The organism is Paenibacillus sp. FSL E2-0178, assembly GCF_038593005.1.
Classification (GTDB): Bacteria; Bacillota; Bacilli; order Paenibacillales; family Paenibacillaceae; genus Paenibacillus_AQ; species Paenibacillus_AQ phytohabitans.
Genome location: NZ_CP151953.1, coordinates 1656636 through 1670205, shown reverse-complemented (window position 1 = coordinate 1670205; position 13570 = coordinate 1656636). Strand labels below are relative to the sequence as shown.

The window sequence follows — 13570 nt, the reverse complement described above, 5'->3', positions numbered from 1 at the left end:
AAAGGCAATATCGGGCATACGACCGCCGCCGCAGGCGTGCTTAGCTTAATAAAAGTGCTGCTTAGCTTCAAGCATATGCAGATGCCGCCTTCGATCCACTTCCGCAAAGAGAATGAGCATATCGATTTCGCAGGCAGCCCTTTCTACGTGAACACCTGTCTGCAGGAATGGCCGCTAAACGCGAAATCGTCGCGGCTTGCTGCGGTAAGCTCGTTCGGCTTCAGCGGCACGAACGCGCATCTCGTCGTTGAGGCGCATGAAGCAGCCGTGCCGTTGGCGGATGACAGGCCGGCTGCCGTGGAACAAGGCTTGTTCATGCTCTCTGCGGCCAGCGAGGCAAGCTTGCGGGAGTACGCCCGGTCTGTGCATGCGTATTTACGTTCACACCCTGACGTGGACACCGTGAGCTTCCTGTATACGTATCAAGCCGCCAGAACCCCGATGGAATACCGGCTTGCGGCCGTAACCGGCAGCGTAGCCCAGCTTACGCAGCAATTGAAGGAACTGGCCGGGGAGCACCGGCTTGCTCCGGCACCGGCACTGGGCCGTTATGCCGGAGTGGCCGGCAAGAAGGAAGGCACTGATCTCGCCGACACGGCGGAAGGCAGACAATTCCTGCAGCAATTGCTGACGGGCGGGAAATACAAAAAATTGGCGGAGCTGTGGGTTGGCGGAACCGATGTGGGACAGGCTGTCCTCCAGTACCGCCAAACGGCCGCCAAGCGGCTGGCGGGATTGCCGACACATCCTTTTGCCCGGGAAAGGTTTGCTATTCCTGACATCCAGCCCGCCTTGAGCACAAGCTTGGCGGACAGGCTTGGTCCGGCAGCGCCGGGTCATCCTTTGCTGCAGCACAATACGTCCGATCTTGCCGGGCAGAAATTCACCTCCGTGTTCACGGGGGACGAGTTTTTCTTCAGGGATCATGTCGTCAGCGGCCAGCGGCTCCTGCCGGGATCGGCCTATCTCGAAATGGCCCGGGCCGCATTGGAGAAGTCGGCAGATGCTGCCGCACAGCAATCGCTTCGGGCCGGAACGGCAGGAATCCGGCTTCAGCATGTCTCGTGGTCCCGTCCTCTCGCCGCAGGGGAAGAGCCTGTTCACGTTCATATCGCGCTGTATCCGGAAGAGGACGGCAGCGTATCCTTCGAGATCACCGGCTCCTCAGCCGAATCCGGGGACATTGCGGCCGTACACAGCCAAGGCCGGCTGATGCTGGAGGCTTCATCCGAAGCGCGGAGCGTGATCGATTTGCATGCGATCCGCTCGCAATGTGGTACAGCGCGGATAACTGCCTCCGAAAGCTATGATCGGTTCGAAGCGATGGGAATCCGGTATGGCCCGGCCCACCGGGGATTGGAAGAAATGTATATCGGCAAGGGACAGGTGCTCGCCAGGCTGAAGCTTCCCGAAATGGTATGGGGAACGGGCGATGCCTTCGTTCTGCATCCGGGCATGCTGGATTCCGCTTTACAGGCGTCGCTCGGGCTGCTGATCGGGGAAGAAAGTCGGGCGCCCCTTCGCCCGCTTCTCCCCTTTGCCGTGGAGAACGTGGAGGTGATCAGTCCATGCCTTTCGTCGATGTGGGTATACATCCGCTCAGGTGAAGGAGAGGTGTACGGCGGCGTTCGGAAGCTTGATGCCGACCTATGCGATGAACAAGGAGCCGTATGCGTGAAGATCAGAGGTTTCTCCGTTCGTGCTTTGGATCACCCGGCGGAAGAAGATTCAACGGAAACGCTGCTGCTTGAGCCCGTCTGGGAAGAGCAAACAGCGGGCCAATCCGATCAGGGCAGCAGAACGGCACCGTTCGATCTTCATCTCGTCATGCTGTGCGGGCAGCAAGAGCTGGCAGACAGCCTGGATGCTTGCTGGAACGGCAGGCCGCTTAGCCGCCGCTGGCGCATTTGCAATCTGGTTGCTGCGGAGGAAGAAACCTGTCTGCGTTTCAGCCGGTACGCAGCGCTGGCACTGAACGAGCTGCAAGCCGTTGCGAACGATTCTTCCATCGGCTCGGCTCTGGTGCAGCTCATCATCTCCGGCAAGGGCGAAGAGCGGCTGCTGTCTGGATTGGCAGGAATGCTGCAGACGGCCGCCCTGGAGCATCCGAAGCTTGCCGTTCAGCTGATCGAAGCGGAAGCCGGAGCCGGAAGAAGTGCTCCGGACTTCGCCATTCAGCTGCAGAACGACGGCGGAAGCCCGCAGGACACGAGAATCCGCTATCAGAACGGCATCCGCTATGTATTACGCTGGGATGAGCTTGAAGCATCCGGCGGGCTTGCGGCTGAGCCGTGGAGAGAGAATGGAGTGTACTTAATTACAGGCGGCACAGGCGGCCTCGGCCGGCTATTCGCCAGAGAGGCAGGCCGGCAGGCCAAGCAGGCAACGCTTGTTCTGACCGGACGGTCTCCGCTCGATGCGGATAAGGAGGAGCAGCTCCGGCAGCTTCGCGCCACAGGCGTCCGGGTAGAATACCGGCAGGCCGACATGAACGACAGGCAGGCCATGTTCGGCCTTATACGGGATATCGGGGAACGCTTTGGCAAATTGCATGGTATTATCCACAGCGCGGGAATCGTGCGTGACAGCTTGATCGTGAATAAGGGCATACAGGAGCTTGCGGATGTACTGGCTCCTAAAGTAACCGGTTTAGCCTATCTGGATGAGGCGACCCGCCATCTCGAATTAGACTTTTTTGTGCTGTTTTCGTCCACTGCGGGCAGCATGGGGAACGCCGGTCAAGCCGATTATGCGGCAGCCAATGCCTATATGGATGCATTCGCTGCATACCGCAGCGAGCTGACGGCAGCCGGGCAGCGCCAAGGCCGCACGCTGTCCATCAATTGGCCGCTATGGAAGGACGGCGGGATGAGCGTGAACGTAAGCACGGTGAAGAGGCTCCAGGATACGTTTGGCTTCGTGCCGCTTCAGACGGACAGCGGCTTCTCCGCCTTTTATCGCGCCTTTGCTTCAGAGCGAAGCCAGGTCATGGTCGTCCAAGGCAAGCCGGCACAATTGCGGAGCGCCTTGCACAAGCTGGCGGCTAGCTCAAAGGTTGGGGCAACCCCGTCCCCGGCGCCAGCTCCTGTGAAGCGGAATACGGATGGCGGAACGAAGCAGAAGATTCTCGCTGCCGCAGTCCGTGCCGTATCCGGGTTGCTCACCGTTCCCGGCAGCGAGATTCATATCGATACCGATTGGGACGAATTCGGCTTCGATGCGCATCAGATGCAAACTGCCGCAGTGAGCATAGGCGAGGCCGTCGGGTTCAAGGTAACGCCAGTCGAACTGCTTGAATATCCGACCATTCGCCAGCTGGCAGAGCATTTGGCGGAACGTATGCCGGCTCCAAGGGAAGCTGAACCACTGGAGGCTCCTGCAGTGCATGCGGAAGGGGTTTCCTCCCCGCCTGCCGACTTGCCGGCCGCTTTCCGGGAGCAGGCAGTCCAATATTTTAAAAAGCTGCTCTCGTCTGCGATCAAGCTGCCGTCCCACCGGATCGACGAGCATGTCCCGCTGGAGAAGTACGGGATCGATTCGATTATGGTGATGGATTTGACCGGAGAACTGGAGAAAGTGTTTGGCCCCTTGTCCAAAACGTTATTTTTTGAATACCAGAACCTTGCTGCCTTAACGGACTATTTCCTCAGGGCGCATCAAGCCAAACTGAAGGAGCTTCTGGACTCCGGCAGACCACCTGCGGACGATAACAGAGCTGCTGCCAAGACAGCACCTCCGGTGACCGGGCTTATCCGGCCTTCTACAGGGAGGCAGCCCCGTTCCCGGGTTTCACCGGAGTTGGCGGCTTCAGGCACCCCTTCCCCGTCATTAAGGCAGCACGGGCAGGGCGGGCAGGGCGGTCCAATCGATATTGCCGTTATCGGCATAGCGGGACGTTACCCGGGAGCGCCGGATGTGGCGGAATACTGGCATAATTTGCAGCAGGGACGGGATTGCATTACGGAGATTCCGCCGGAAAGATGGGATCACTCCCTTTATTTCAACGAAGATAAGAACAAGCTGGGCACCACTTACAGCAAATGGGGAGGTTTCCTGGACGGGATGGATCAGTTCGATCCGTTGTTCTTCCAGATTTCGCCCCTAGAGGCAGAAGTAATGGATCCCCAGGAGCGGCTGTTTCTGCAATGCGTCTACCATACACTGGAGGACGCCGGTTATACGAGGGAATCGGTTGCGTTCAACCGGAAGCTGAACCGCCGGATTCCGGTGGGTATTTATGCCGGCGTCATGTATGAGGAGTACCAGCTGTACGGGGCGCAGGAGCAGCTTACGGGCAGAAGAATCGCTTACGCCGGCAGCCCGTCTTCGATTGCGAACCGGGTGTCCTATTGGTATAACTTCCAGGGGCCCAGCATAGCCGTCGATACGATGTGCTCTTCGTCCCTGACCGCCATTCATCTGGCCTGCCAAAGCATCCAGCAAGGGGAGTGCGGCGTAGCCGTTGCCGGAGGCGTCAACCTGTCGCTTCATCCGAACAAATATCTGATGCTTGCGCAGGGGAAATTCGTGTCTAGCAAGGGCCGCTGCGAAAGCTTCGGCGAAGGCGGCGACGGCTACGTGCCCGGGGAGGGTGTCGGCGCGGTGCTGCTCAAGCCGTTGTCCGAAGCGGTTGCGGACGGGGACCGGATTTACGGCGTGATCAAAGCAAGTGCAATCAATCACGGCGGCAAAACGAACGGGTACTCGGTTCCGAATCCCAATGCCCAGGCTGAAGTGATCAAGCAGGCGATGAGCAGGGCGGGTTTCGACCCGAGAACGGTCAGTTACATCGAGGCTCACGGTACCGGGACATCGCTCGGCGATCCCATAGAAATCGCTGGCTTGTCGGGCGCGTTCTCGGCATATACGGATGATAAGGCATTTTGCGCCATCGGCTCGGCCAAGTCCAATATCGGCCATTGCGAAAGCGCCGCCGGCATTGCCGGCTTGACGAAGGTGCTGCTGCAGCTGAAGCATGGGCAGCTGGCGCCGTCCCTGCATGCCTCCGTGCTCAATCCGAACATCGATTTCTCCTCAACGCCATTCGTCGTACAGCGGGAGCTGGCGGAATGGAAGCGGCCGGTCCTGCGTGAGTCCGGCTCGGTGCGGGAATATCCGCGCAGGGCGGGTATATCGTCCTTCGGGGCCGGCGGTTCCAATGCGCATTTGCTGGTGGAGGAATATATTCCTGCCGCAGAGGCGGGTGCGGATCCCGCGGCGGCTTATCCGCTGCCTGCGGTGATTGTACTGTCCGCCAAGAACGAGGAACGGCTGCGCGCGCTTGCGCAGGCGCTGCTGGATGCAGTTCGTGAAGAAGCGTTCACCGATGCCGACTTGGCCAGTATAGCCCATACGCTGCAGACCGGCCGGGAGGCGATGGAGGAACGGCTCGCACTTCTGGCAGACAGCATAGGCGAGGTTGAGAGCAAGCTGGCCGCTTACCTGCGAGGAGACCGTACGACCGGGGATCTGTTCTACGGCCGGGGAAGACTTAATGACGGCGCAGCGGCCGTCTTAACGGCAGATGAGGATTTGCAGCACACGGTCGATGCATGGCTTGCCAAAAGAAAGTATACGAAGCTGCTCGACTGGTGGGTGCAAGGGCTTACGGTCGATTGGAGCAGCATGTATCAGGGACGGAAGCCTCGGCGAATTGCCCTCCCTCTATACCCGTTCGCGAAGAACCGGTACTGGTCGCCGAAGCCGGGAGCGGATGCGGGAGACGGTCATACCGGCTCCGCAGGCGAGGGGAGCGGGTCCGCTGCTCCGGCCGGTGAGCTGCTGCATCCGCTGCTGTACGCCAATACATCCGACTTCTCGGAGCAGCGTTACAGCTCGGCCTTTACGGGAACCGAGTTTTTCTTTGCCGATCATGTCGTCAGGGGGCAGAAGGTGCTGCCCGGCGCCGCGCAGCTGGAGATGGCCATTTATGCTGCAGCCCAAGCCAGCGGCAGGAGTGAAGGCATACCGGTCGGCCTTCGGCTGAAGGAGGTTGTCTGGGTGAGACCTTGCACAATCAGCGAAGGGACGTCGAACGTTCATATCGGGCTGCGCCCGCAGGAGAGCGGGGACATCGCATTCGAGATCTACGGCGGCAATGCAGGAGCAAGCGGGGATAACCTCTACAGCCAAGGACGTGCGGAATGGAGCGGCAGTGAAATTGCTCCTGCACTGGAATTGGCGTCCCTGCGCGCAAAGTGCGGCATTCGCGTCCTGACGGCCGATGATTGTTATTCGGCGTTCCAAAGGATGGGGATTGAGTACGGCGCAGCCCACAGGGCTGTTGATTGCGTGTATGCGGGTGACGGGCGCGCGCTTGCGAAGCTGGTTCTTCCTGCATCGGCCATCCCTTCGGCGGACCGGTTCATTCTGCATCCGAGCTTGACGGACGCGGCGTTCCAAGCTGCGATCGGTCTGATGGACGGCATCGGGCAGGAGGATGCCGGCTTGAAGCCGATGCTTCCGTTTACACTTGAGGAGTTGACCGTTTACGGCCGTTACTCCTCCGTTGTATGGGCCTATGTCCGTTGGTGCGGGGGCGACACGGCCAGCGGCAAAGTACGGAAGATGGACATTGACCTGTGCAATGAGCAGGGCGGTGTTATCGCAAGTCTGAAAGGCTATTCCGTAAGGGGGATGGATGGCGATGCCGTACCCGCTGTTCGGACGGAGCCGAGTATTATGGCAACGGCGGCAGCGGATAGACAGACTCCTTCCGCTCTTATGACGTTACACCCTGTATGGGACACCGTGCCTGTCGAACGTGTTCAAGAGTGGCCGAAGCCTGATAGCCGCATAACGATTGTCGGCGATGCCGGTCCTAAGAACAGTTCGGCTTTGGAACAGCTGCTTCCACACGCGCAATCACTTAGGTTCCAGCCGGAGGATACGATCGAAGAGATCGCCCGGCGGCTTGCGGACGGAGGGATGCCGGAGCATATCGTTTGGATTGCACCGGATGCTGCCGAAGGCTCGCTGCCCGGTGTTTCGCTGACCCGCGCGCAGCAAGCCGGCGTCTTCCAGCTGTTCAAGCTGATCAAGGCCGTACTGCTTGCAGGCGGAGGAGGCAGCAAGACCGGCTGGACGGTCATTACCGGACAGACGCAGAGCGTAGGCCGGAGAGAAGAGGCCGATGCGGCACATGCCGGCGTGCATGGGCTGATCGGTTCGCTCGCCAAAGAATATCCGAACTGGAGCGTACGGTTAATCGATCTGGAGTCCGGCGGCCAGTGGCCGCTTCAGGAGCTATTGTCGCTGCCCGCAGACCGGCAGGGCAACGCCTGGGCTTACCGAAGCGGAGAGTGGTTCCGCCAGAAGCTCATTCCGGTCAACCGGAGTAACAATAATACCCCGGAACGGATTTTGTACAGAAAAGGCGGCGTCTACGTGGTGATCGGCGGAGCCGGCGGCATCGGCGAGGTGTGGAGCGAATATATGATCCGCAGCTGGCAGGCGCATATCGTCTGGATCGGACGCCGCGAGAAGGATGAATTGATCCAGGCGAAGCTTGACCGGCTGGGTGCCTTCGGTGAAGCACCTGTCTATATTTCCGGGGACGCATCCGATCGCAGTTCCCTGCAGCTTGCCTACGACGCGGCGAAGAAACGGTTCGGCCGCATTGACGGGGTTGTTCACTCGGCCATCGTGCTGGCGGACCAAAGTCTTGCGAACATGGACGAAGCCCGTTTTCGGTCCGCGCTTGCGGCCAAGGTCGATACAAGCGTCAATATGGCGGAGCTGCTCGCCGGGGAAACGCCCGATTTCGTTCTGTTCTTCTCGTCCATGAATGCCTTCATGAAATCGGCGGGTCAAAGCAATTACGCCGCCGGATGCACATTCATGGATGCTTATGCGCATCAGCTTGCCGCCCGCTCGCTTTACCCGGTCAAAACGATGAACTGGGGCTACTGGGGCGGCGTTGGTGTCGTTGCTTCCGATGCTTATCAGGAACGCATGGCACAGATGGGGATAGGCTCCATTGAGCCGGAGGAGGCGATGGAGGCGCTCGGCGGACTTCTGTCCGGCCCGCTGAATCAGCTGGCTCTGCTCAAGACCACGGGCCGCCTTGCAATCGAGGGCATTTCGCAGGACGAACAGCTATTCCTCCATCCGGACAACAGCGTTCAATCGGCGGAGCAACTTGCCAGTGTTCTCCCTGACCCGGCAGCCGCGGCGGCAGGACTTACCGGGGAAGGATATGCGGCGCTTCAGGACATGGAGTCGCAGCTCTGCCGGATGCTCGAAGGGCAGCTGCTTGCGTCCGGCATGTTCAGCCGGGCAGCGGACAATACCGGCTACGTGCAGGGAAACGGCGTACATGGCCGGTATTCAAGATGGCTTGATGCGAGTATTGCGCTGCTTAGAGAGCGAAAGGGTGTGCAGCAAGACAGCGCCGGCAAGGGGCTGTATCCAGCCAATGCCAGGATGGAGGCGCTGTGGTCCGACTGGGACCGCAAAAAGAAGGAATGGCTCGCCTTCGGCGGAATGGCGGCGCAGATTGCGCTCGCGGAGACGGCGCTGCGTGCACTTCCGGATATTTTATCGGGCAAGCTTCCGGCAACGGATATTATGTTTCCGAATTCATCCATGGAGCTCGTAGAAGGCGTCTATAAGCATAATCCGGTGGCGGACGCTTTCAATGAAGTGCTCGGCGATATCGTTGCCGCTTATGTGAAGCAGCGGATTCAGCTAGATCCGTCCGCCCGCATTCGCATTCTGGAGATCGGGGCGGGAACCGGCGGCACGAGTGCCGGCGTCCTGCGCAAACTGAAGGCATATGCGGACAACATTCAGGAATATCGCTATACCGATATCTCGCAAGCCTTCCTGATCCATGCGAAGGAGACATATGGACCGGACCATTCATTCCTGACTTATCAGCTATTCAATGTCGAGTCACCGCTATCCGGCCAGCAGATTCTTCCGGCCGAATACGATATCGCCATTGCGGCTAACGTACTTCACGCGACGAAGAACATTCGCCACACGCTGCGCAACGCCAAAGCTGTACTCAAAAAGAACGGCCTGCTGCTGCTGAACGAGCTGCACGGACAATCCATGTTTACGCATCTGACCTTCGGGCTGCTCGATGGGTGGTGGCGGTATGAAGACGCCCGGCTTCGTATGCCGGGCTCACCCGGTTTATCGCCGGGGACGTGGCTGAACGTACTTGAAGACGAAGGATTCCGTTCGGTCCATTTCCCTGCTGAGCCTGTCCACGCATGGGGCCAGCAGATTATTATGGCGGAAAGCGATGGCGTGGTACGTCAGCAGGTGAAGCCCGTTCAAGAGAAAAGCGAGGCGGCGGACAAGGAGAGTCGGGTTAGCGTTCTGCCCGTCCAGCCGGTGAAGGCAGGGGCAGGAGAGCGTTACGCAGGCACGCTGAGGGAGAAGACAATTGCGTATTTGCGCCGGCGCATAGCGGAGGTGCTCAAAATGCCAACCGGACAGCTCGATCCGAGGGAGCGGTTCGAAAACTACGGAATCGACTCCATTCTGGTTGTTCAGCTGACGAATGCGTTAAGTGAAGAGTTCGGCAGCGTGAACAGCACGGTGTTCTTCGAATATCAGACAGTCGAAGAGCTTGCCGGATATTTCTTGACGGCACATCAGGAGACGCTCGCGGTGCTGCTCGGACCGGACGAATCCGGGGCCGGCGGGGCATGGCCTAATGGCAGCGGTATCCAAGAGCCACAGCCGGAGCCGGCCCTTGCAGGCGCAGCCGGAAATCCGCGGCCGGGCAGCCGGTTTGCTTCGATTCCGCAGAATACTGCCCGGACATCCGCGGCCGTAACGGCGTCAGCCGATATCGCTATCGTTGGGCTGTCGGGGCGTTATCCGGGTGCCGGAAACATCCGGGAATTCTGGGCGCAGCTGAAGGCGGGAAGACACGGCATTACCGAAATTTCCAAGGATCGCTGGGACTGGGCGGATTATTATGAAGCGCAGCGCGGCAAAAGAGGGACGATGTACAGCAAATGGGGCGGATTCATTGAAGGATACGACCGGTTCGATCCGCTGTTCTTCGGCATCTCGCCGAAAGAAGCGAAGCAGATGGACCCTCAAGAACGGCTATTCCTCGAAACCGCTTATTCAAGCATAGAAGATGCGGGCTATACGCCTGCTACGCTATGCGCCAGCGGCAAGGTAGGCGTTTATGTCGGGGCGATGAACGGGAATTATCCGACGGGTGCCAGTTATTGGTCCATCGCGAACCGCATCTCCTATTTGTTCAATTTCCGTGGCCCGAGCATGGCGGTCGATACGGCCTGTTCCTCCTCGTTAACGGCGATTCATCTGGCCATTGACAGCCTGAACAACGGCACAAGCGAATGTGCAATCGCCGGCGGTGTCAATTTGATTCAGTCTCCGAACCATTATTTAAGGCTGTCGGCCATGAACATGCTGTCCTCCGGGGATCAATGCAGGTCGTTCGGTGCCGGAGCGGACGGCTTCGTTGATGGGGAAGGCGTAGGCGCCATTGTGCTGAAGCCGCTGGACAAAGCGGTGCGGGACGGAGACCACATCTATGGCGTTATTAAAGGAAGCATGCTCAATGCCGGAGGCCGGACGAACGGTTATACGGTCCCGAACCCGCTGGCCCAGTATGAGGTTGTTACTGATGCGCTCAAACGGGCCAATGTCCATGCCAGAACGATTAGCTGCATAGAGGCTCACGGGACTGGAACCGCGCTTGGCGATCCGATTGAGATCACCGGATTGACCCGGGCGTTTGAACGGGATACGCAAGATAAGCAATTCTGCTCTTTAGGATCGGTGAAGTCCAACATCGGGCACTCTGAGAGCGCAGCCGGCATCGCCGGACTGACCAAAGTGCTGCTAATGCTCCGCCACCGGCAGCTCGTCCCTTCTCTGCACGCGACAACGCTGAATCCGGGCATCGAGTTCGGTAACACGCCGTTCATCGTCCAGCAGGAGCTTGCCGATTGGAACCGGCCTGTCCTTACCATTGACGGCACCCGGCGGGAATATCCGCGCCGGGCCGGCATCTCTTCGTTTGGGGCGGGAGGCGCCAACGCGCATCTTGTCGTGGAGGAATATATGCCGAATCCGTACGCCGTGCCGCAGCAGGAGACGGATGCATCCAGGCCGTCCCTCATTGTGCTGTCCGCCAGAAGCGGGGATCAGCTTAAGCTGATCGCGCAGCAGCTTGCGTCTGCCATTCAGGAAGGACGGTATGACGAATCGGACTTGAGCCGGATCGCCTATACGCTCCAGACAGGGCGGGAAGCGATGGAAGAAAGAGCTGCCTGCGTTGCCGGAACACTTGAAGAGTTAGGCGCAGTGCTGCAGCTTCTCGGCAACGGTGTTTCGGAGGCACCGGGTCTATACCGGGGACGGGTTAAAGAGAACAAAGACACAATCGCCGCACTCAGCTCCGACGATGAAATGCAGGAGGTCCTGAGCAAGTGGATGCGGCAGCGCAAGTTCGACAAGCTGCTGAGCTTGTGGACGAGAGGCCTGCAGCTCCATTGGTCACAGCTCTACGACGGCCCGCATCCGCAGCGCATCAGCCTGCCGACCTATCCGTTCGCCAGAGAACGGTATTGGTTTACGGAGGGCGGAGGGGGAAGCAGCCAAGGTCAGCCACTGGCAGAAAAGCCGCCGGCGGAACAGCCGCCGGCGGAGCCGCTTGCGATCCCTGTCCCGCGTAAGGAAGAACCGGCAGCCGCGGGGCTCATGACGGCAGGAACCGGGACCCCCGGCATGCTGGTATCAACAGCTGTAAGCGGCTTGAGCAGCGATGTATTTGACAGCAGCTTCTACGGCAAGCTGCTGGATCGGATCATGGACGATTCCATCAGCATCGACCGTGCGGCCGATGAGATCCAATCGAATATAAGAGACGTGATCCGTCAAAGGAGGACCTATGGCTGAATTCCTGCAATATGTGTTGAATGAGATGAAACAGCATCGTCTGGCTAAGGCCGAGGCGCTTGATTTGCTGCGGCAATTTCACGGCAATGTGCTTGAAGAGCTGAACGGGGAGCTATCCGCTGCCCGTTCTTACTCTGACAACGCTGTGGCTGGTCACCAGGTGCAGCGGTTATCACCGGAAGCGGAGCCCGCAGTGTCTCCCCTGGCATCCGCGAAGCCGGGCGGCATTACGCTTCGCCCTGTATCCGAAGCCTTGCTGCCGGGCATTGCAGATGAAGGCCATTCCCGCGCTGCAGCGGGAACCGCAACTGCGGAGAAGCTGAGGGAAGAGCTGGCGGTAAGCTTGGCCGGCGTTCTCGACATGTTGCCGGGGGATGTGGACGCGGAGGAGCCGTTCACCCAATTTGGGCTGGACTCCATATCGGGGGTCGAATGGGTCCGGGACCTCCATAACCGCTTCGGCGTCCCGGTTACCCTGGAGGATATCCATGCGAACGCGAGCCTGCGGGAGCTTTCGGTATGGCTGGCTTCCGCCGTGAACGCAGAGGCGGCAGCGGTCCCTGCGGAACAGTTCCCTACTGTCACGCTGCCCATATATGCGCCTGTAGAAGAAGTGCATGCAACTGCTCGGGCAGCCCCAATTAAGCTGCCTGAGCGCTCTGAACCCGCCGGCCAAGCCGCCAGCTCACGGCCTTTATTTCCCGAGCTGATTGCGCTCAATCACCGCACTTCCGGCCGCCCTGTGTTTTGGATTCACGGAGGAAGCGCCATCGTCAGCGGCTACAAGCCGATCGCTCAAGAAGCTGAGCGTCCGATGTACGGCATCCAGGCCCGGGGCTGGATGTCCAGCCGCAAGCCGCTGCACGGCATTCAAGCGATGGCGGCGTACTATGTCCATATCATCATGTCTGTTCAGCCGCACGGTCCGTATGACCTCGGAGGTTTCTCGCTTGGCGGGCGTATCGCTTACGAAGTTGCCCGGCAGCTTCAAGAGCTTGGAGAGGGCGTTCAGACAATCGTCATGCTCGATTCTTATTTGCACACCCCTTACCGGGAAGCGCTTCAAGACGAGACATTCTATAGAAAAACGATTGCGCTGCAGGCGGTGAACTCGGCACTCTTATCCGCGTTATCGCCGGAGCCCAAATCATGGGCGGGCCGTCTTATCCATCAGGACGAGGCCCGTGCTTATTTGCACGAAGATCCGGAGTTGTTCCTGGAGCAGTTGCTCGGGATGGCCAGTGCACGGGGGTTGAACGGGTCCGAAGCAGCGTGGCGTGAGCGGCTGGCGCAAAGCATCCGGGTTCAGGAGGCTTACGGGCTTGACCGGTACGTTATTGCGCCACTGGATGTACCGGAAGAACCGTCCTGTTATTATTTCCGCTGCCGGGGCGGGTCATTTTATGGAGAGCTGGAGCCTTATTTTTGCCTGGATGACAACGGGACAGGACCGGCTGACGCTATCCCTTACTGGAAGGCGTGGGAAGAATGGCTGCCCCGCATGTCGGTTATGACGGCCGGATCGGACAGCCATTACCGGATGTTGTCCGATCTGCGCGCGATGGAAGCGGTACGAACGTTTTGCAGAATGCTGTACCGTATGGAAGGTCCGCCGGCCGAGGCGATCGCTGCGTTAATTGAAGAGAATCAAATACAGAGGGCGAATCATTAG

The 13570-nt window shown here is 59.3% G+C and carries 2 protein-coding genes (1 of these 2 running past the window's edge); both read left to right on the top strand.

Features of this window, described 5'->3' with window-relative positions; translation table 11 throughout:
- Positions 1-11898: the 3' portion of an SDR family NAD(P)-dependent oxidoreductase gene (locus tag MHI42_RS07800; protein ID WP_342423394.1), read on the top strand. 1458 nt of this gene lie to the left of the window's left edge; the window shows 11898 of its 13356 coding nt (coding positions 1459-13356); the start codon falls outside the window, past its left edge; the stop codon is at positions 11896-11898.
- A complete protein-coding gene (locus MHI42_RS07795) occupies positions 11891-13570 on the top strand; it encodes a thioesterase domain-containing protein (RefSeq protein WP_342423393.1) in 1680 nt (559 codons plus the stop codon). Before MHI42_RS07800 ends, MHI42_RS07795 begins: the two co-directional genes overlap by 8 nt.

Bases quoted from the DNA above. Each gene is read 5' to 3' on its own strand.
- MHI42_RS07795 (WP_342423393.1), top strand. From the start codon at position 11,891: ATGGCTGAATTCCTGCAATATGTGTTGAATGAGATGAAACAGCATCGT.